The sequence below is a fragment of the Kitasatospora sp. NPDC058190 genome, from assembly GCF_042883685.1.
Taxonomy (GTDB): Bacteria; Actinomycetota; Actinomycetes; order Streptomycetales; family Streptomycetaceae; genus Kitasatospora.
Window position 1 is genome coordinate 1 of record NZ_JBHVVI010000078.1, and the last position, 17,469, is coordinate 17,469.

Below are 17,469 nucleotides of genomic sequence, written 5' to 3' on the forward strand. Positions count from 1 at the left end.
ATCCGCGTCGAACTCTTCGACGACGGCGGCTACAGCTTCAACGAGGCCGTCGACTCCGCCGAGACCGGCGGCATCATGGGCGGCGCCGGCGGCGGTTTCGGCGCGGGCGCCCGCGCCGTCTCCACCGCGGCCGGCGGCGCCGAGGGCGCCTCGGTCGCCCTGGCCGGCCTGGCCAAGGTCGCGGGCGCCGCCGACTCCATGCCCGGCCGGATGATCACCGGGGCGGGCCTCAGCTACGGCTACGACGCGGCCTTCCAGACCGGCCCGGTCATGCCGCTGGACCTCGTCCTGGGCGCCGTCGGCGGCGCGGCCGCGCCGGGGGGACGCAAGGGTCCCGTCGACAGCGGCCCGTACGTGCCCAAGCACGCGGCACCGGTCGAGCTGCCGATGCCCGGCCGGCTGCCCCCGCGCGAGTACGTGGAGGACCACCCGAGCGTCGCGAAGGTGACCACGGAGCTGGCGCGCGTGCCGCCCAAGGTCTTCAACAAGGTCTGGGACTACCTGAAGGCCGTCCCGGGCGGCGGGATCAGCATCGGCCCCCGGCCCATCACGGAGCTTCCGGGGGGTTTCGGCCTCGGCGGCGTCAGGCCGGTGGGAGGCAGCTCACCGGCGGAACACGTACCCGGCATGTACCTGCCCGACCAGCGCAGGCTCCTGATCAACTCGAGTGCCGAGACGCCGAGCAGCGTCGCGGTCCACGAGTTCGGGCACGCGGTCGACGAGGCCTACGGCTACAAGAGCAGCCAGCCGGACTGGCAGCATGCGCAGCAGCAGGTCATGGACCGGATCGGCTACAAACTGGACGCGTACATCCGCCAGCCGCACGAGTACTTCGCCGAGGCGTTCAACAACTGGACCGCCGGGACGCTGAAGAAGTTCACGTTCGGCGACCGCGAGGCGGCGAAGATCCTGAAGGAGTACTTTGAGCGAGCATTCTGAGCCCTACGAGGTCGCCGGGAACCCGATGCTCGACGCCGACGGCGTCACCATCTGGCAGCGGTACGGCGGCAGGACCGCGGAGGGGTACCTCTACGACGGGTGGCACAAGATCCAGCCCGGCGACCCCCGCTACGAGGAACTGCTCCCGCAGGCACGGCTGAATCCGCAGGACACGGACGACGACGATGACGACGACCTGGACGACGACGACCTGGACGAGGGCCGGGGCGCGGTCCACCCCGAGACCATGGCCATGCTGATGGAGATGCAGCGCAGGACGAGCGAGCGCAACGCGGGGCAGTAGCGTCAGCCGCCCCCGCACGCGTCGGGCCGGCCGGGCCTCGCACCGTCGAACCCGGCCGGCCCCCTTCTTCCCGCCCGGGGCGCCTCAGGCCAGGCCGCGGGCGGCCACCGTACGGGCCTGGCCGTCGCGCAGCCGGTAGGACAGGCCCACCACGGCCACCCGGCCCTCCGCCACCCGGGCGGCCAACAGCTGGGAGCGCTCCAGCAGCAGGTCCACGGTCTGGCGGATGTGCTCGTCCACGATCGCGTCCGGGTCCTCGATGCCCGCCGCCCGCGCCGACAGCACGCTCGGGGTCACCCGCTCCACCACGTCCCGCACGAAGCCGCCCGGCAGCCGCCCCTGCTCCAGCGAGTCCAGGGCCGCCGCCACCGCACCGCAGGAGTCGTGCCCCAGCACCACCACCAGCGGGCAGTCCAGCACCGCCACCCCGTACTCGATGCTGCCCAGCGCCTCCGCACCGGTCACGTGGCCCGCGGTGCGCACCACGAACAGGTCGCCCAGACCCTGGTCGAAGATGATCTCGGCGGCCAGGCGGGAGTCCGAGCAGCCGAACAGCACCGCGAAGGGCTTCTGCCCCGGGGCGAGCGCCGCGCGGCGCCCGGCGTCCTGGTTGGGGTGCTCGGGGCCGCCGGCGACGAACCGGGCGTTGCCCTCCAACAGCACCCGCAGCGCCTCGTCGGGGTCGGATATCGGGCCGGATATCGGAGAGGGGATCATGCCTGCCACCCTAGAACGCCGCAGGTGGGGGCTGCCCGCCGGGGCCCGGGGCGCCCGTGCCCGCCGCCGCTGCGCCGACCTGGGGAGGGGACGGTTGTCGCAGGCACTGGGTACGGTGGCCGGTGTGTCCTCCCGTACGCCCCGCGCGTCCCGTGTGCCCCTGGCCGACCTGGTGCGCCTGCGCCAGGCCCGTGACCGGATGGACCGCGAGTACGACCAGCCGCTGGACGTGCCGGCGCTGGCCGGTACCGCGCTGATGTCGCCGGGGCACTTCTCGCGCAGCTTCCGCGCCGCGTACGGGGAGACCCCGTACAGCTACCTCATGACCCGCCGGATCGAGCGGGCCAAGGCGCTGCTGCGGCGCGGGGACCTGAGTGTGACGGAGGTGTGCATGGCGGTGGGCTGCACCTCACTGGGCTCGTTCAGCACCCGCTTCACCGAGCTGGTGGGCGAGAGCCCCAGCGCCTACCGGGCCCGCGACCACGCCGACGGCGAGCCGATCCCGGCGTGCGTCGCCAAGATCCGCACCCGCCCGGTGCGGCGTACGCAGGCGTAGGGCGGGCCCCCTCCCGTAGCGTGACGGGCATGAGCATCGAACTCGCCCAGTGTTTCATCGCCGTCGACGACCACGACAAGGCGCTCGCCTTCTACCGCGACGTGCTCGGCTTCGAGGTGCGCAACGACGTCGGCTTCGAGGGGATGCGCTGGGTGACGGTCGGATCCCCCGACCAGCCCGGCGTGGAGATCGTCCTGGAGCCTCCGCTGGCCGACCCGCACGCCTCCGAGGACGACCGCCAGGCCGCCGCCGAACTGCTGGCCAAGGGCCTGCTGCGCGGGGTCATCTTCCGCACCGACGACTGCGACGCCACCTTCGAGCGGATCCGCGCGGCCGGCGCCGAGGTGCTCCAGGAACCGATGGACCAGCCCTACGGGGTGCGCGACTGCGCCTTCCGCGACCCGGCGGGCAACATGCTGCGCTTCAACCAGCCGCGCGCGAAGTAGCCGTCAGCTCCCGCCCGTCGGACGGCCCAGGCGGTGGAAGACCAGCCAGGCCTGCACCCCCTGGGCCAGGACCACGGCCGGGAGCACCGACCAGGGCAGCAGGCCGGCCAGGGCGAGCGGGGGCAGTGCGAGCGCCGCGACGGCGAGGACGGGCAGGGTGCTCAGCAGGCTGACGCGCAGCCGGACGCGGTGGGGCATCGGGCTGGTCATCATGACGCCCGGCGGGCGTGGTCGAGGAAGGTGCGCAGGTCGGCCCAGGCGTCGGCGGGGGCGGCGGGGTCGCCGGACATGGCGGCCGGGTCCTCGCGCCAGGCGGTGCGCACGGCGGCGGACAGGGTGGTGTCGCCGCCGCTGAAGAGGCGGGAGAGCTCGTCCAGGCGGTCGGCGATGCGGCGCACCCGGGGGTCGGCGGGGTCGGTGCCGGCGCTGCGCAGCTCCTCGGCGCGGCGGTAGAGCTGGGGCCATTCGACCTCCAGCAGGTAGTGGGCGGCCGGCCCGAGGGCGGCGGCGTGGTCGGCGAGGGCGTGCAGCTGGTCCTCGTCGAGGTGGCGGCGCAGGGCCTCGTCGGCGGCGGGTCCCGTGCCGCCGACGGCTTGGAGCAGGCGCAGCAGGTCGGTGGTGCCGGGGGAGCGTTCGGCGGCGAGTTCGGTGTGCACGTGGGCGAGGCGCTCGCGCAGGGTGTGCAGGGCGGCGAGGGAGGCCTCGGTGGCGGCCAGGTGCTCGCGCACCAGCCGCAGCGGGTCGACGCCGGCGTCCAGGCAGGTGGCGATGGTCTCCAGGCCCAGGCCCAGGCGGCGCAGGGCGAGGATCTGGTAGAGGCGCACCACGTCCTGCTCGGTGTAGGCGCGGTGGCCGGAGGCGGTGCGCCGGGAGGGGCTGAGCAGGCCGATCTGGTCCCAGTGGTGCAGGGTGCGTACGGTCAGGCCGCTCGCTTCGGCGAGTGGGCCGACCTTCCAGGTCTGTTCGGAGGAGGTCATGGCACGAGCATCCCTCCTGACGCCGCGTGAGGTGCAAGCCCGGGGCCGGGTGCGGGTTCGCGCGCGGGCTCAGGCGCGGGCGGGCAGCGGGTAGTCGGGCAGGGCGATGTCTCCGGCCTTGGCGAACTGGGCGGCGAGGATGGTGCGCAGCGGCCAGCGGCCCATCCAGCGCATGGAGGCGGCGCGCAGGCGGATCATCAGGGCGGTGTCGGGGGCGTAGCCGTTCATGCCGCCGGGCGGCAGTTCCTGGGCGCGGGTGACGTAGGGGCGCATCAGCTCCTCGTAGCGGGCGAAGGCGGCGGCGAAGTCGCCTGCGCAGGCGGCGAGTTCACCGGCCAGCAGGTAGCCGCCGACCAGGGCGAGGCTGGTGCCCAGGCCGGTGAGCGGGCTGGGGCTGTAGCCGGCGTCGCCGAGCAGGGCGACGCGGCCGCGGGTGTAGTGGTCGAGGTGGATCTGGCCGTAGGAGTCGAAGGCGAAGTCCTCGGCGGTGGACATCCCGGCGAGCAGGCGGTCCACCTCCCAGCCGGTGCCGGCGAAGCGCTCGGTGAGCAGCCGGCGCTGGGCGGCGCCGTCGCGGCGTTCGAAGGTGAGCGGGTCGGAGCGGAAGCTCAGGGCGACCTTCACCTCGCCGGGCAGCCGGCCGGGGCGGGCGGCGGCGACCAGGCCGCCGGGGGCGTTGTACATCAGGAACCAGCCGTCGAGGCCGCGGGCGAGGGCCGGGTCGTGGACGGTGAACCAGGCGGTGTAGCCGCCGAGCGGGCGGTAGTGGTTCTCCTCGGGGCCGAAGGCCAGGCGCCGTACGACCGAGTGCAGGCCGTCGGCGCCGACGACGAGGTGGAAGCGGCGGGCGGGGGCGTTCTCGAAGTGGACGGTGACGCCCTCGGCGTCCTGGGCCAGGGCGGTGACGGTGTCGTCGTAGCGGTACTCGACGTCGTCGGTGGCCTGGCGGAGCAGGTCGGCGAGGTCGCCGCGCAGGATCTCGATCTCGGAGACGATGCCCTCGCCCTCGAACAGCTCGACGGGCATCCGGGCGGTCAGCCTCCCGCGACGGTCGACCAGGGCGATGCCGCGCTGCTCCACGCACAGCGCGCGGGCCCGCTCCATCAGGCCCATCCGCTCGATGACGGTGCGTCCGGCGCCGCGCAGGTCGACGGTCTGCCCGCCGGGGCGCGGGCCGGGGGCGCGTTCGACGACGACGGGGTGGAAGCCGTGGCGGCGCAGCCAGTAGGCGAGGGCGGGGCCGGCGATGCCGGCGCCGGAGATGAGGATGTCGGTGTTCTCCATGCCCGAAACCGTACGCCGTACGCATAGCGCCCAACAAGCCCTGTACTGCGGTTATTTGAGATTGGAGCACTAGTGCACTAGGGTGCTTCGGGGCAGCGCGGGGGCGGTTTCCCGGCGGCCGTACGGGTTTTGCGCAGGCGGCCGGCCCGGCGGGGTGCACTAGTGCGCGCACGCCCCCGCCCGGCGCGCACCGCCGCTCGCCGCCCGGCGCGCCCCGCTGATCACTGAGCCCGCGCCCGAACGCCCGCGCCCGCACCCGGTACGAACCGGGTGCGGGCGCGGGCGTGTGGGGGCGTCAGGAGGTCGGGTTCGCGGGTGTGCCCATGAGGGCGTGCAGCAGGTCCTCACCCAGGCCCAGGCCGGTGTGCGACTCGTCCGACAGGCCGTAGTCGCGGTACCACTCCGAGGGCGCCTCCGGGTGCGGGCCGCTGACCGCCACCCGGCCCGCGCCGTAGGAGGCGACCACGGCGGCGGCGCGGTCGTTGGTGTAGCGGGCCAGCACGTCCACGCCCGGGCCGTCCACGTCGAAGTACGGGCCGTCCTGGAAGTACATCCGCTGCGGGTGCCCGCGCCAGGCGACGTCGACCAGGTGGTCCTGGTCGTCGGTGACGGCGGCGCCCTGGGAACGGATGTACTGGCCGGAGTCGCCCGGCAGGAGGCCGTAGCCCGGGTCGTCGCCGGCCAGGTAGCCGCCCATGCACAGGCCCAGGTAGCGCCCGCCGCCGCGCACGTAGGCGCGCACCAGCTCCGGGGAGAAGCCCCGGTCGCGCTCCAGCAGGCCCCAGGCGGTGGTCACCTCCTGGCCGTTGGTGCCGCCCGGCTGCACGTACAGGGCGGCCCCGGCGAGCGCGTCCGGGCCGAAGCGCGTCTCCTCCTCCGGGCCGATGTAGCGCACCGTGAAGCCGTCGTGCTCCAGCATGTCGTGCGCCGCCTCCGGGCAGCCGTCGCAGGCCGCCGGGCCCCGGTAGACCAGGGCGAGCGGGCCGCCGCCCGGGACCATCGCTTCGGGGGTGCCCCTGCGGGATACGCCGCCACCGCCGTCGTCGCCAGGCCCGTCGGCGGACGGCGGCGCCCCGCAGGCCGACGCCACCAGCACCGCCGTCGCCACCGCCAGCGCCGCCGCGCTCCGCCGCAGCCCAGCCCACATCTCCCGCACTCCTACCGCCCTCCCCAGGTCCTCCGCCGCCCTGCCGCCCCGACGCTACGTCCCAGCAGCGCCGCGACGCACACCAGCCCCCCTGATCGGGTGAACAGCGGTGCGGAAACTGACGGCGGAGGAGGGGACCGCTAGGGAGCGTCGGACATGCCCTGGCCCCGCTGCAGCGCCGTCACCACCGCCGACAGGTCCCGCTCCGCGATCGACGGGTCCGCCAGCAGCACCTGGCGGGCCGCCGCCAGCACCGGGCCGCCGCCCGCCAGGGCGAGGTCCTTGGCCGCCAGACGGACGGGGAAGTCCGACTGCGTGCTGTGCGCCCGGGCCACCACCCCCGCGAGCGGCCCGGACGCCAGCGCCTCCACGGCCACCTCCGGCGCCACGCCCAACTCACCGGCCGCCGCCAGCACTTCGCCCACCACCGTGACCGAGGCCACGATCGCGCCGATCATCACCACCTTCAGCGCCGCCCCCGCACCCGGGCCGCCGCAGTGCCGCACCCGGCCCAGGTGCTCCAGGACGGGCCGGGCGCGCTCCAGGTCGGCGTCCTCGCCGCCCGCGTACACCGCCAGGTCCCCGCTGGCCGCCGGCCCCACGCTGCCCATCACCGGCGCGTCCACCATGCCCACACCGTCCGGCAGTTGGGCACGCAGCTCGGCGACCGCGCGCGGCCCGACCGAGGACATGTCGATCCACAGCGTGCCCGGGGCCAGGGCGGCCGTGAACCGCCCGGCCACCTCGGCCAACGCCGCCGGGTCGGACAGCATGGTCACCACGACGTCCGCCCCGGCCACCGCCTCGGCCGGGCTCCCGGCCTCCGCGAGGCCCTCGGCACGGCCGGGCGAACGGTTCCAGACGGTCAACGGATAGCCGGCGGCCGAGAGGCGACGGGCCATCGGCCGCCCCATCCGGCCCAGGCCCAGAAAAGCGATCTTGTCCATGGCCACCACGCTAGGCAGCCAAGAGCCAAGCGACAAACGAATGTCCCGCATGATAGCCATGCGGAATGGACATGACTTGGCTGGACGTCTTCCGCACCGTCGCCCACCTGGGCTCCTTCACCGCCGCCGGGGAGCGCCTCGGCTTCACCCAGTCCGCGATCTCCCGCCAGATCGCCACCCTGGAAACCGAGTTGGGCACCCCGCTGTTCGACCGACTGGCCCGCGGCGTACGGCTCACCGAGCACGGCCGCGCGCTGCTCCCGCACGCCGAAGCCCTGCTGGAGCGCCTGGACACCACCCGGCGCGACCTCGCCGCGCTCACCGACCTGAGCGCCGGACGGCTGCGCGTGGGCGCCTTCGACAGCGCCAACGCCGAACTGGTCCCCCGCGCGCTCGCGGCCTTCCACGCCGCCCACCCGCACGTGGAGATCGGCCTCACCGAAGGCCTCTCCGCGCACCTGCTGGACCAGCTCGCGGACACCTCGATCGACCTCGCCGTGGTCGCCACCTACGCCACCGACCCCGAAGACGCCTACGACACCGACCAGTTCGACCTGCATCCCCTGCTCGACGACCCGGTGCTGGTCGCCCTGCCGCGCGGCCACCGCCTCGCCCGCCGACGCCGCCTGCGACTGGTCGAACTCGCCGACGAACCGTGGATCGCCGCCCGCCGCCACCCCGAGACCACCCTGCTCGCCGCCTGCCTGCGCAGCGGCTTCCAGCCCCGGATCGAGTACGCCGTCGGCGCCTGGACCGCCAAACTCGGCCTGGTCGCCGCCGGGATGGGCCCCACCCTCATCCCCTCCCTGGCCGCCCGCGCCGCCCGCCCCGACATCGCCCTGGTCCCGCTGCACCCGGACGACACCCCCGTACGGCACGTCTACACGGCGACGCGACGGGGGCAGCGCACGGCGCCGGCCGTCGCCGGGTTCCTGCGGTTCCTACGGGCGGGCGCGGGGAATGAGAGACCGCGCTCGCGGCCGTGCTGCTCCCCGCTTCCGGAGTCCTCGAGCGCGTTCACGGGACCGGTTCAAGCAACGGGCGGTAACTCGGTGGCGGGAAGCGGGCGTTGCGGGTGATCATGCGAGGTATGACCGAGCAACCCGAGCGATGGACCCAGGCGAGCGTCCACCCCGACATGTGGGCCGATCCGGCCGACGACCCCCGCAACAGCGAAGGCCCCTCGCCGGACGGCGAACTCGCCACGCTGGAGGACTACCTGGCCAACTACCGCCTCACCATGAGGATGAAGTGCGAAGGCCTGGACGCCGGGCAGCTGGCCCGGCGCTCGGTGCCGCCGTCGACGATGTCGCTGCTCGGGCTGGTGCGGCACCTGGCCGAGGTGGAGCGGGACTGGCGCAACTGGATCACCGACGGCGAGCCGCTGCCGAAGCTGTACGGCGCGCGGGACGCGGACTTCGACGGGGCGGTGGCCGATGCGGCCGTGGTGGAGGCCGCGTGGCGCGACCTGGCGCGGGAGCAGGCCGCCACCGACGCCGTGCTGGCCGAACACCCGGACCTGGGGGAGCGGTTGGGCAAGGACGGGGTCTCGGTGAGGGAGCTGCTGGTGCACCGCATCGAGGAGTACGCCCGGCACTGCGGGCACGCCGACCTGCTGCGCGAGTGCGTGGACGGCCGGGTGGGCCAGTGAGGGCGGCGCTCGCCGGCTTCGGCGAGCGCCATACCGCCCCGCCTCAGCAGGTGGCGTCGGCCGCCGGCAGGGAGCCCGTCAACAGGTAGGCATCGACGGCCTGTTGGGTGCACGGGCGGTACCCGTTGAGGTACACGGTGTGGACCCGGCCGGAGACGGTGAGCAGGCGGGAGGCGCTCATCCGGGCGTGCAGGGCGAGGGCGCCCTGGTAGGGGGCGTGGGTGTCGCCGGTGGACTGGATCTGCAGCGCGGGCACCGCGTTGCGCACCTCGACGAACGGCTCGCGCGGGGCCTGGCGCCAACTGGCGCACGGGGTAGGAGCGTTGAACACGGGGCCGAAGACCGGCCGGGTGGGGCGGGAGCGTTCGACGGCCTCGCGGTACCACCGCTGCGAGCGCGGCATCGCGACGTCGTCGCACAGGATGCCGATCGCGGCGGCGAGGTCGGCGCCGCCGTCGGGGTCCGGGGCGAGGACGGTGGTCAGCAACTCGTGCAGGGCCGGGCTCGCCTGGACGGGTTTGCCGTCCGCCGCGTCCAGCAGTTGGCGCAGCACGCCCGCGTAGTCGGCGCTGTCGCGGTCGTCGCCCTGGCAGACGGTGAGCAGGAACGGCAGCAGGTAGCCGTCGAGCCGGAAGCCGTCGACCGCGATCGGCGCCGCCTGCGCGCGGCGGACCAGGCCCTCGACACTGGCCCGCACCGCCGCCGGGGTGGCGCCCAGGCCGTACCGGCCGTCGCGGGGCGCGGCCCAGGCGGCGAAGTCGTCCAGAGCCCGTTCGTTGGCCGCGCCCATGTCCTGGAACGCGCCGATGCCGTACCGGGCCGGGTCCAGCGCGCTGTCCAGGACCAGGCGGTCGACGCGCCGCGGGTACAGCTGCGCGTACACCGCGCCCAGCAGCGCCCCGTAGGACTGGCCGAAGAAGGAGGTGCGCTGCTCGCCGAGGGTCGCGCGCAGCAGGTCGACGTCGCGGGCGATGTTGCGGGTGCTCAGGTGGGGCAGCAGGTCGGGGTACTTGCTCTGGCAGGCGTCGGCGTCGGCCTTGGCGAGGCGCCAGGCCTGCCGGAAGCCGGCCTCCTCGGTGCCGACCGAGCGCAGCCAACTGCCGTGGTTCAGACCGCAGTCGAGGCCGCCGCTGGCGCCGACGCCCCGGGTGTCCATGCCGATGATGTCGTAGGCCGCCGCCGTCTCGGGCGCCATCTGGGCCCGAAGCGCGGCGGGCATGTCCAACCCCCGGGTGCCGGGCCCGCCGGGGTTGGTCTGCAGGATGCCGCGCCGCTTGGCGGGGTCGGCGGCGCGGATGCGGGAGACGGCGAGCGCGAGGGTGCGGCCGCTGGGCTCGCGGTAGTCGAGCGGGACGGTCAGCGTCGCGCACTCGGCCCCGGCGGCGGCCAGCCGCGGCTCCTGGCAGGGCCCCCAGGCGAGCGCCTGGTGGCGCAGGCGGTCCAGCGGATCGGCGGCGGTGGAGGCGGAAGCGGAAGGGGTGGCGAGGGAGGCGGACAGGGCGAGAGCGGCGATGAGTACCAGCGCGGTCTTCATGCCGTCCACTCTAGACAGCTCCGATGAACCGTCAGCTGTGGCTCCTTTCATCACCGTTGACAGCGGTCGCCGAGACGCCGACCCGGGAGACAGGCCTCAGCGCCCGGCCGCCCCCGCGACGCTCCGGCAGGCCTCCAGCAGCGGCGCCAGCCGGCGCGCGGACGCGGTGGGACGCACGGCCAGGTAGGTCTGCAGAGCCAGCGGCTCGACGAAGGGGCGGAACACCGTACGGCCGCTCGGCAGGACCTCGGCCTGGGAGGCGTAGAAGACCGTCCAGCTGGGCCGGCCCGCGCCGATCGCGGCCAGGGTGTCCTGGTCGGTGGTGAACTCCGGCCCGAGCAGCGGCTCCACGCCCGCGGCCCGGCAGGCGCCGGTGACCAGGTCCACCAGGTACGGGTTGGCCTCCCGCGGCGCGATCCGCAACGGCAGCGCGGCCAGGTCCGCCACCGCCACCGCCTCGGCCGCGGTCAGCGGGTGGTCCGCCGGCAGCGCCGCCACCAGCGCATCCGGCCACACCGGCAGCAGTTCCAGGCCCGGGCTGCGCTCCAGGCCGCGCACGAAGGCCGCGTCCAACTCCCCGTCGCGCACCTGCTGCAGGCGCACCGACGCCCGCGCGCTGCACAGCTCCACCACCAGTTGCGGGGCCCGCTCGGCCAGTGCCGCCAGCAGGCGCTCCAGCCGCGCGCCCAGCCCGATGTTGGTGCCGATGCGCAGCACCTGCGCCGGCTCGCCGCGCTGCTCGGCCATCGCCTCGACGGCCGCCCGCTCGGCCGCCAGGATCGCCCGGGCGTGCGGCAGGAACGCGCCACCCGCCGCCGTCAGCGCCACCGCGCGGGTCGTGCGGTCGAACAGCTCCACACCCAACTCGCGCTCCAGGCGCCGAACTTGCTGGCTCACCGTCGGCTGGACGATGCGCAGCCGCTCGGCCGCCCGCCCGAAGTGCAACTCCTCGGCGACCGCCACGAAGTACCGGACCTGCCGCAGCTCCACACCCGCCCCCTGATTGATCACGATCCCTGATGAGTGTACGAGCCGGATGCGCCTTGGACGCGCGCCCCGGAAGCGGTCGACTGGACCCCGTCAGAAAGACCGGCCACCAGCAGGACCGGCCACCACGATCCGAGGAGCACCGACCATGCCGTACGCGACCGTCCAGGGCACCCGACTCTTCTACCGCGACCACGGCGCCGGCCGCCCGCTGCTGTTCGTCCACGGCTGGGCCACCAGCGGCCGGGTGTGGGAGGCCCAGCTCGCCGACCTCGCCGCCGACCACCGGGTGATCGCCCTCGACTGCCGCGGCTGCGGCCGCTCCGACCGCCCCGAGGACGGCCACACCCTGGCCGCCAACGTCGCCGACCTGCTCTGCCTGATCGACGTCCTGGACCTCGACTCGCCCGTCCTGGTCGGCAGCTCGATCGGCGCCACCTTCGCCCTGGCGGCCGCCGCGGCCGCACCCGAACTCGTCGGCGGGGTCGTCTCCGTCGACGGCTCCGGCCACTGGCCCGGCACCGGCATGGTCGCCGAACTGCGCGAACTCAGCGCGCGCCTCGCCGCCGACCGCGCCGCCCTGGTACGGGAGTGGATCCCCACCTGGTACGGGACCGCCGCCGGCCCCGAACTGCACCAGCGCACCATCGGGCAGATCCTCGACTCCAGCCCCGCCGTCGACAACCTCTTCACCGAGGCCGCCGCCTACGATCCGCGCGGCCTGCTCCCCACCCTCGACCTGCCCATCGCCTTCCTCCACGGCGACCAGGAGACCCAGATCCCGCTGGAGGTCTCCCGCACCCTCGCCGACCTCGCCCCGCACGGCAGCCTGCACGTCGTCGAGGGCTCCGGCCACATGATCCACGAGGAGCAGCCCGCCGCGTTCAACCGGCTGCTGCGCGCGGTGGTGCGGGACATGACGGGCGCGGCGGTGGGGTGACCTCCCGTCCGTCGTCGGGGCGGTCGGGGTGGTCGTCACCGGGCCAGGCCGGCACGAGCCCGGAGCGCAGAATTGACCCGTAGAAACGGTGATCGATTGCCACGTCATCGTGGGTCTTTCCGCGCCTAGCCTGGTCACATGACGACGACGAAGAACACCGCCCCCGCCCCCCTCCTGGCCCGCCGCGCCGAGGCCGAGACCTGCGCGGACCCGAGCGCCACCATGACCCTGCTCGCCGAAACGGCCTCCGGCGAGGGCGGCTTCACCGTCTACGGCTCCACCTTCGCCCAGGGCGCGGTCGGGGCCCCCGCGCACCTCCACACCCGGGCGTGGGAGCTGTTCTTCGTCATCAGCGGCTCGCTGCGGGTGCTGGTCGGCGAGGAGGTCACCGTCCTGGACGCGGGCGACTTCCTGGCCGTGCCACCGCACACCCCGCACGCCTTCGCCGCCGCCCCGGGCGCCGAGGCCGACGTGTTGTTCATGTTCACCTCCGGCATGGACCGCTTCGACTACCTGTGCCTGCTGGGCGGCGTCATGCGAGGCGAGAGCGACCCGGGCGCGATCGCCGCCTCCGCCGAGCGCTTCGACAACCACTACGTCGACAGCCCCGCCTGGCGCGCCGCCCTGGCGGGCACCGCCGCCTGAGCGGGGCCCGGGGGCCCCGGGCCCGAGGGCCGCTCGACGGGCCGGGGCGAGCGGGGTGTGGAACGGTGGGAAGACCGGGGGACCCGGTCGCGAGAGGAGTCGCCATGTCGTCGAAGCGCCGCCGCAAGAAGAAGGCCCGGGCCAGGCGCGGGGCCAACCACGGCCGCCGCCCCCAGTGCTGAGCCGCTGAACGGTTGAACGGCTGACCGTACGGCCGCCGGTGGCCGTACGGTCAGGCGCGCCCGCGCCCGGCGGGGCCGCCGCGCGTCACCGTGTAGTACGTGCAGCCCTCCCGCCAGCCGGTGCGCAGCTCCAGCTCCAGGACCAGCCCGCCCCCGTCCGCGCGGGCCGCGCTCAGCACGGCGGCCGGGTCGGCGTCCTCGGGCGTCTGCTCGTTGCGGAAGCGGACGGCGCTGCTCAGGCGCTTCCAGTACGGATCCGGGCGTGGGATGCCCGGCAGGTCCCAGGACAGGTCCGCCCCGGGACTGGTCAGGCCGGGGGAGTCCATCCGTCGCCCCTCGGGGCCGAGACCGCCGTCGCGGTACCAGCGCAGCGCGTGCGCGACCGTGCCGGCCCGGCCGTCCGGCGAGCCCCAGTCGGCCAGGCCCGCCGCCTCGACCCGTTCCAGCACGACGCGGATGTCCTCCCGGGTGACGAAGTAGGCGCTCGCGGACATCCGGCAGAGCATCGCGGCCCGCCCCTCGACGGTGGTGCCGAGCGCGCCGAAGGAGGACGGCCGGTCGCAGTGGTCGGCGACCCGGGTCAGCAGGTGCTCCACCCCGTCCACCGCCCCCAGCCCCGCGACCAGGCCCCGGAAGCGCTCGCGCTCCGCCTCCCGCAGCGCCCGCGCCTGCGGGGAGTCGGCCAGTGCGCGCAGCCGCCCGTCGCCGGGCCGGCGACGGCGCAGCGCGTCCCGGGCCCGGACGGGCACGTCCAGCAGCGTGCCGAGCAGGTACTCGAAGGTGTTCACGGGCCGGGGTCCTCTCGGGTCGCGCACACGTCTGCGCCACACCCTGTCCCGCCCGCCCCCGGGCCCGCAAGCCGCTCCCGTCCTCAACTTCCGTGCCCGCCGCACCGGCAAGCGGTGACCGACGGTCCACGCCGAAGTCATCCGCCCGCAACCAGCACGGGCACAGCGCCTGCCGGCGCATCTGTTCACATGGTTGGGGCCCTGCGGGGAACCGGAGGGCCGGCGGGCTTCACCGCGACGCTGTCACCTGAGGAGAGGCCCACCAGGTCGAGAGCGTCGCGGCGGTGTAGCCCAGCGACTCGTACAGCGGCCTGCCCAGTCTCGAAGCGGTGAGTGTGGCCGGCAGATCCGCCAGGTCGGCGAGGGAGCCGAGCATGACGGCCCGACCCACGCCACGCGAGCGGAACGTCGGCGAAGTGCCGACCCAGTAATGGCTGGCGACGCCGTCGGCCACGAGCCTGACGCAGGCTCCGGCGGCCACGCCGTCGTGCGAGGCGACGAACACGTCCACGCCCGGCTGCCCGATCAGCGCCATCGGGAACAGCTCGCCGGGGCGGTACGGCTCGAATACGGCCAGCTCGAAGCCCTCGATCACGATCCGCTCGGCCGCCTGGAGGTCCTCGGGCCGCCGTACCCGGATCACGTCCAGCACCGGTTCGCCGACCGGCCCGGGCGGGCGCAGCATGATCGGCATCTGCCAGTCGCGCAGGCCCAGGTGGCGCAGGTCGGTCGAGTTGAACGGATCCTCGGCGTTCACCGGGCCCGCGGCGTGGCGGGCCAGCTCGCTCAACTCGGCCAGTTCGCCGGGGTCGAGGTCGGGCTCCTGGATCAGGATCCGCAGGCCTGCACGCTCGTCGCCGTCGACCGCGACGAATCCGCGGCGCCGGATCACCTCATGCCCCCGGCATCGGCCGATCGCGGTCCAGAAGGCGGCGGAGTTGCGGGCCTGACGCATCGGCGCCTCGGCCACGGACGTGGGGTGGTCGGTCGAAGTGGATCCTGTTGTCATTGTGCTTACGGTAGTGCGGAATTGACCGATCACACGGTCCAATTCCGTGCGGGCTGTCTGGGCCACCTTCGGGGAGCGCGAGCAGCTCCATGTTCCGGCTGTCCGCCCGGCCGTCCGTCCGCCCGTCCGGCGCTACGGCTGGGCGAGGTAGGCGGCGACGAAGGCGTTCAGGTCGGTGAGGGCGGCGGTGAGGTCGGTGGGGGTGAGTTGCTCGGCGGCGGCGCCGGTGGCGAGGAAGTGGCCGAGGGCGGCCTGGCAGGTGGGGGCGGGGGCGGAGGCCGCGGGGACGGTGCAGGTGATCTCCTGGGCGGGGCCGCCGGGGGTCTGGAAGGTCAGCAGGGCGACCGTGCGGTCGGGGCCTCCGGTGGCGGGCAGGTTCGGTTCGCGGGTGTCGGGCGGGACGCCGACGGCGGTGAGCAGCGGGCCCGGGGCGTGGGTGGGGACGGGGTGGAGCCGGTCGGCGGGCAGGCGGGGCGGGGCGTTGCAGGTGTTGGGGGCGGCCCCGGCCTGGGGGATGAAGCCGCAGGCCAGGTCGATGTTCGTCTGGGCGCCGCCGCTGATGAAGACGGCCTGGACGACCGAGGCGAAGCGGGTGTTGGCCGGGTCGGCGGCGGGCGCGCCGGGGTGGACGTAGGCCTCTTCTCCGCCGTCGGCGGAGAAGAAGACCACGTCGCAGGTCCAGCCGCTCGGCGCGACCAGGTAGTGCACCTCGCCCGGGTAGCGGGCGCCGTACACCGCCGCGCCCGGGGGCAGGGTGACGCCGTTTGGCAGCGCCACCGAGGCCGGTACGGCGCCCAGCGGCGGCAGCCCGGGGCCGGTTTGTTCCGCCGGGCAGGCCCGCACGGGCACCGTCACGGCCGCGGCCGCGGGAGCGGCCCCGGAGGCGAGCGGCCCGCCCGCGCAGAGCAGTGCCGCCGCGGCCAGGACCCCCGTTCGGCGGCGACGGGATGTGCCAGGCATGCTGCACCTCCAGGAACGCGGCCAGGGCCCCGAGATCAGCGTAGGCACGCCGCCCCCGCCCCCGCGCCCCCGGGCGACCACGCCGGGGTGGCGGAGGCCGTCCGGCTGGTCACCGAGACGCTCGACGCCGGACAGCCCGGACACGGCCTCGATACTGGTGACCGTCCGTAGTCGCCGGCGGTGTATTGGTGCAGGCCGCGCAATCCGCCCGGAAGCCCGTGGACCAGTCGAGTCAAACACACTGAAATCATGATCAATTGACGTACCATCGCCGCGTGAACGCTGCGTGGTTCGGTCTGATCGGGGTCGTGGTCGGCGGACTGATCTCCACTGTGTGGGGATGGCTCTCGGTGATCCGCCAGGAACTCGCCGACGCTCTCGTAGGCGCCCGCCTTGTCGACGACGACCTGGCCCGCCTCGAAATGGGAAGCGACGGTGGGGAAGCCGGCCATCAGCCACTTCCAACCGCGCAGACGTGGGCGGAGAACCGGGTCGCACTCGCGAAAGTGCTGGGTTTTCGGCAATGGAACACGGTTTCCGCTGTCTATCGCCGTAGCGACCCGTCGTCGGCTCACACCTGGAGCGGGCGGGACCAGGAGCTCAGCGCCGCCCGCGAAGCACTCGCGCCGTTGGCAGCAGGTAAACGCCATGTCCTCGGCCAGCGCTGGCACAACATGTTCGGTCCACACACCGACGACTGAGTGCGCAAGCCCCGGGGCGCTGGCGAGCGGCTCGTCAACGCGATGCAACCGCGCCCGCGTGGACGGCACGCAGGGCGCGCTCGACGGTCTCCTGGTTCTCGCCGACCGGAGCCACATAGGCGATGACGTCGCGCGCGGCATCCTCCCCGAGCATTCGGGTGATCACCCACGTGGCGAGATACTGGGACGCCAGGCAACCGCCCGCCGTGGCGATGTTTCCCTCGGCGTGGAACGGCGCGTCCAGCACGGTGACGTCGCAGGCTTCGACGAAGGGCCGACTCTTGACGTCCGTGCAGGCGGGCATGCCGTCCAGCAACCCGAGCCGGGCCAGCACCAGCGCGCCGGAGCACTGTGCACCGATCAGCTGTCGCGAAGGGTCGAGCCGCAGCCGGGAGATCAGCCGGTCGTCCGCGACCACGTCTCGCGTCTGCACCCCGCTACCGATCAGCACGACGTCGGCGTCGGTCACGAACTCCATCGGGCGCTGCCCGGTCACCTCGACGCCGTTCATCGACGTGACCACCGGAGTCGGCGTCGTGATGAAGGCCTCCAAGCCGCTCTTGCGGCACCGGTTGATCAGTGCGGAAGCGATGAAACTGTCGAGCTCGTTGAACCCGTCGAAGGTGACCACGGCTACCTGCATCAGAACTCCTCACGTCCGGGACACCGCCAGTCTCCCCGACGGCACCGGTTACGGGTCAGCCCAGTTCTCGTGGCTAATTGAAGCTCGCGCAGCTTATGTGATGCTGCGTGTG

20 protein-coding genes and 1 pseudogene are annotated in these 17,469 nt (G+C 74.2%); 9 read left to right on the forward strand and 12 right to left on the reverse strand.

Features of this window, described 5'->3' with window-relative positions; all coding sequences use genetic code 11:
- Both ACFVWU_RS29795 and ACFVWU_RS29800 read left to right on the forward strand, forming a co-directional pair.
- Window positions 1-939 (forward strand): annotated as a pseudogene (locus tag ACFVWU_RS29795) (hypothetical protein); the annotation flags it as partial.
- Window positions 923-1,243, forward strand: coding sequence for a hypothetical protein (locus ACFVWU_RS29800; protein ID WP_387626704.1), 321 nt, complete (start codon window positions 923-925; stop codon window positions 1,241-1,243). The pseudogene ACFVWU_RS29795 and the gene ACFVWU_RS29800, both read left to right, overlap by 17 nt.
- Window positions 1,244-1,327: 84 nt before the next feature.
- On the opposite strand, the gene ACFVWU_RS29805 is transcribed toward ACFVWU_RS29800, so the two are convergent.
- The gene (locus tag ACFVWU_RS29805; RefSeq protein ID WP_387626706.1) at window positions 1,328-1,960 is read right to left on the reverse strand and encodes a carbonic anhydrase; all 633 of its coding nucleotides are present in this window, start codon (window positions 1,958-1,960) and stop codon (window positions 1,328-1,330) included.
- Window positions 1,961-2,159: 199 nt separating this feature from the next.
- On the opposite strand from ACFVWU_RS29805, the gene ACFVWU_RS29810 reads away from it, so the two are divergent.
- A complete protein-coding gene (locus ACFVWU_RS29810; protein ID WP_387626777.1) occupies window positions 2,160-2,516 on the forward strand; it encodes a helix-turn-helix transcriptional regulator in 357 nt (118 codons plus the stop codon).
- Between the two features lie 29 nt (window positions 2,517-2,545).
- Entirely contained in the window at window positions 2,546-2,962 is a 417-nt protein-coding gene (locus ACFVWU_RS29815) for a VOC family protein (protein WP_380616913.1), read from the forward strand.
- 3 nt (window positions 2,963-2,965) lie between these two features.
- On the opposite strand, the gene ACFVWU_RS29820 is transcribed toward ACFVWU_RS29815, so the two are convergent.
- The 5 genes from ACFVWU_RS29820 to ACFVWU_RS29840 all read right to left on the reverse strand — a co-directional run bounded on the left by ACFVWU_RS29820 (window position 2,966) and on the right by ACFVWU_RS29840 (window position 7,317).
- Window positions 2,966-3,160, reverse strand: a complete 195-nt coding sequence (locus tag ACFVWU_RS29820) for a hypothetical protein (protein ID WP_387626708.1) — start codon at window positions 3,158-3,160, stop codon at window positions 2,966-2,968.
- Window positions 3,161-3,171: 11 nt separating this feature from the next.
- The gene (locus tag ACFVWU_RS29825) at window positions 3,172-3,939 is read right to left on the reverse strand and encodes a MerR family transcriptional regulator (RefSeq protein ID WP_387626710.1); all 768 of its coding nucleotides are present in this window, start codon (window positions 3,937-3,939) and stop codon (window positions 3,172-3,174) included.
- 69 nt (window positions 3,940-4,008) lie between these two features.
- Window positions 4,009-5,223: an FAD-dependent monooxygenase gene (locus tag ACFVWU_RS29830; protein ID WP_387626712.1), complete on the reverse strand. Its 1,215-nt coding sequence runs from the start codon at window positions 5,221-5,223 to the stop codon at window positions 4,009-4,011.
- Between the two features lie 295 nt (window positions 5,224-5,518).
- On the reverse strand, window positions 5,519-6,370 hold the full coding sequence (locus tag ACFVWU_RS29835; RefSeq protein WP_387626714.1) for a hypothetical protein: 852 nt from the start codon (window positions 6,368-6,370) through the stop codon (window positions 5,519-5,521).
- Between the two features lie 140 nt (window positions 6,371-6,510).
- Window positions 6,511-7,317 carry an NAD(P)-dependent oxidoreductase gene (locus ACFVWU_RS29840; RefSeq protein WP_387626716.1) on the reverse strand — a complete coding sequence of 269 codons (807 nt, stop codon included), beginning with the start codon at window positions 7,315-7,317 and terminating at the stop codon, window positions 6,511-6,513.
- 71 nt (window positions 7,318-7,388) lie between these two features.
- On the opposite strand from ACFVWU_RS29840, the gene ACFVWU_RS29845 reads away from it, so the two are divergent.
- Together ACFVWU_RS29845 and ACFVWU_RS29850 are read left to right on the forward strand one after the other, a co-directional pair.
- Window positions 7,389-8,396, forward strand: coding sequence for a LysR family transcriptional regulator (locus tag ACFVWU_RS29845; RefSeq protein WP_387626718.1), 1,008 nt, complete (start codon window positions 7,389-7,391; stop codon window positions 8,394-8,396).
- Window positions 8,397-8,398: 2 nt separating this feature from the next.
- A complete protein-coding gene (locus tag ACFVWU_RS29850) occupies window positions 8,399-8,968 on the forward strand; it encodes a DinB family protein (RefSeq protein ID WP_387626720.1) in 570 nt (189 codons plus the stop codon).
- A gap of 43 nt (window positions 8,969-9,011) precedes the next feature.
- Here ACFVWU_RS29850 and ACFVWU_RS29855 read toward each other — a convergent pair whose 3' ends face one another.
- Together ACFVWU_RS29855 and ACFVWU_RS29860 are read right to left on the reverse strand one after the other, a co-directional pair.
- Window positions 9,012-10,502, reverse strand: a complete 1,491-nt coding sequence (locus ACFVWU_RS29855) for an alpha/beta hydrolase (RefSeq protein WP_387626722.1) — start codon at window positions 10,500-10,502, stop codon at window positions 9,012-9,014.
- Window positions 10,503-10,598: 96 nt separating this feature from the next.
- The gene (locus ACFVWU_RS29860) at window positions 10,599-11,492 is read right to left on the reverse strand and encodes a LysR family transcriptional regulator (protein ID WP_387626779.1); all 894 of its coding nucleotides are present in this window, start codon (window positions 11,490-11,492) and stop codon (window positions 10,599-10,601) included.
- A gap of 145 nt (window positions 11,493-11,637) precedes the next feature.
- Between ACFVWU_RS29860 and ACFVWU_RS29865 the strand changes: the two genes are divergently transcribed.
- Both ACFVWU_RS29865 and ACFVWU_RS29870 read left to right on the forward strand, forming a co-directional pair.
- Window positions 11,638-12,429 (forward strand): alpha/beta fold hydrolase, encoded by a 792-nt coding sequence (locus tag ACFVWU_RS29865; RefSeq protein WP_387626724.1) that lies wholly within the window; start codon window positions 11,638-11,640, stop codon window positions 12,427-12,429.
- A gap of 138 nt (window positions 12,430-12,567) precedes the next feature.
- Complete coding sequence (locus tag ACFVWU_RS29870) at window positions 12,568-13,074, forward strand: cupin domain-containing protein (RefSeq protein ID WP_387626726.1); 507 nt, start codon at window positions 12,568-12,570, stop codon at window positions 13,072-13,074.
- A 232-nt stretch (window positions 13,075-13,306) separates the two neighbouring features.
- On the opposite strand, the gene ACFVWU_RS29875 is transcribed toward ACFVWU_RS29870, so the two are convergent.
- The 3 genes from ACFVWU_RS29875 to ACFVWU_RS29885 form a co-directional block, all read right to left on the reverse strand.
- The gene (locus ACFVWU_RS29875; protein WP_387626728.1) at window positions 13,307-14,044 is read right to left on the reverse strand and encodes a hypothetical protein; all 738 of its coding nucleotides are present in this window, start codon (window positions 14,042-14,044) and stop codon (window positions 13,307-13,309) included.
- 229 nt (window positions 14,045-14,273) lie between these two features.
- The gene (locus tag ACFVWU_RS29880; protein ID WP_387626730.1) at window positions 14,274-15,053 is read right to left on the reverse strand and encodes a GNAT family N-acetyltransferase; all 780 of its coding nucleotides are present in this window, start codon (window positions 15,051-15,053) and stop codon (window positions 14,274-14,276) included.
- Between the two features lie 132 nt (window positions 15,054-15,185).
- Entirely contained in the window at window positions 15,186-16,013 is an 828-nt protein-coding gene (locus tag ACFVWU_RS29885; RefSeq protein ID WP_387626732.1) for a hypothetical protein, read from the reverse strand.
- A 275-nt stretch (window positions 16,014-16,288) separates the two neighbouring features.
- Here ACFVWU_RS29885 and ACFVWU_RS29890 point away from each other — a divergent pair, with 275 nt between their 5' ends.
- A complete protein-coding gene (locus ACFVWU_RS29890; protein ID WP_387626734.1) occupies window positions 16,289-16,714 on the forward strand; it encodes a hypothetical protein in 426 nt (141 codons plus the stop codon).
- A 34-nt stretch (window positions 16,715-16,748) separates the two neighbouring features.
- Here ACFVWU_RS29890 and ACFVWU_RS29895 read toward each other — a convergent pair whose 3' ends face one another.
- A complete protein-coding gene (locus ACFVWU_RS29895) occupies window positions 16,749-17,357 on the reverse strand; it encodes a DJ-1/PfpI family protein (RefSeq protein WP_387626736.1) in 609 nt (202 codons plus the stop codon).
- Window positions 17,358-17,469: the final 112 nt, after the last annotated feature.

What these genes read in the sequence shown, in the direction of transcription:
- ACFVWU_RS29895 (WP_387626736.1), bottom strand. Translation starts at nt 17,357, where the DNA reads ATGCAGGTAGCCGTGGTCACCTTCGACGGGTTCAACGAGCTCGACAGT.
- ACFVWU_RS29820 (WP_387626708.1), bottom strand. Translation starts at nt 3,160, where the DNA reads ATGCCCCACCGCGTCCGGCTGCGCGTCAGCCTGCTGAGCACCCTGCCC.
- ACFVWU_RS29830 (WP_387626712.1), bottom strand. Translation starts at nt 5,223, where the DNA reads ATGGAGAACACCGACATCCTCATCTCCGGCGCCGGCATCGCCGGCCCC.
- ACFVWU_RS29840 (WP_387626716.1), bottom strand. Translation starts at nt 7,317, where the DNA reads ATGGACAAGATCGCTTTTCTGGGCCTGGGCCGGATGGGGCGGCCGATG.
- ACFVWU_RS29850 (WP_387626720.1), top strand. Translation starts at nt 8,399, where the DNA reads ATGCGAGGTATGACCGAGCAACCCGAGCGATGGACCCAGGCGAGCGTC.
- ACFVWU_RS29845 (WP_387626718.1), top strand. Translation starts at nt 7,389, where the DNA reads ATGACTTGGCTGGACGTCTTCCGCACCGTCGCCCACCTGGGCTCCTTC.
- ACFVWU_RS29870 (WP_387626726.1), top strand. Translation starts at nt 12,568, where the DNA reads ATGACGACGACGAAGAACACCGCCCCCGCCCCCCTCCTGGCCCGCCGC.
- ACFVWU_RS29825 (WP_387626710.1), bottom strand. Translation starts at nt 3,939, where the DNA reads ATGACCTCCTCCGAACAGACCTGGAAGGTCGGCCCACTCGCCGAAGCG.
- ACFVWU_RS29865 (WP_387626724.1), top strand. Translation starts at nt 11,638, where the DNA reads ATGCCGTACGCGACCGTCCAGGGCACCCGACTCTTCTACCGCGACCAC.
- ACFVWU_RS29855 (WP_387626722.1), bottom strand. Translation starts at nt 10,502, where the DNA reads ATGAAGACCGCGCTGGTACTCATCGCCGCTCTCGCCCTGTCCGCCTCC.
- ACFVWU_RS29805 (WP_387626706.1), bottom strand. Translation starts at nt 1,960, where the DNA reads ATGATCCCCTCTCCGATATCCGGCCCGATATCCGACCCCGACGAGGCG.
- ACFVWU_RS29885 (WP_387626732.1), bottom strand. Translation starts at nt 16,013, where the DNA reads ATGCCTGGCACATCCCGTCGCCGCCGAACGGGGGTCCTGGCCGCGGCG.
- ACFVWU_RS29880 (WP_387626730.1), bottom strand. Translation starts at nt 15,053, where the DNA reads ATGACAACAGGATCCACTTCGACCGACCACCCCACGTCCGTGGCCGAG.
- ACFVWU_RS29835 (WP_387626714.1), bottom strand. Translation starts at nt 6,370, where the DNA reads ATGTGGGCTGGGCTGCGGCGGAGCGCGGCGGCGCTGGCGGTGGCGACG.
- ACFVWU_RS29810 (WP_387626777.1), top strand. Translation starts at nt 2,160, where the DNA reads ATGGACCGCGAGTACGACCAGCCGCTGGACGTGCCGGCGCTGGCCGGT.
- ACFVWU_RS29815 (WP_380616913.1), top strand. Translation starts at nt 2,546, where the DNA reads ATGAGCATCGAACTCGCCCAGTGTTTCATCGCCGTCGACGACCACGAC.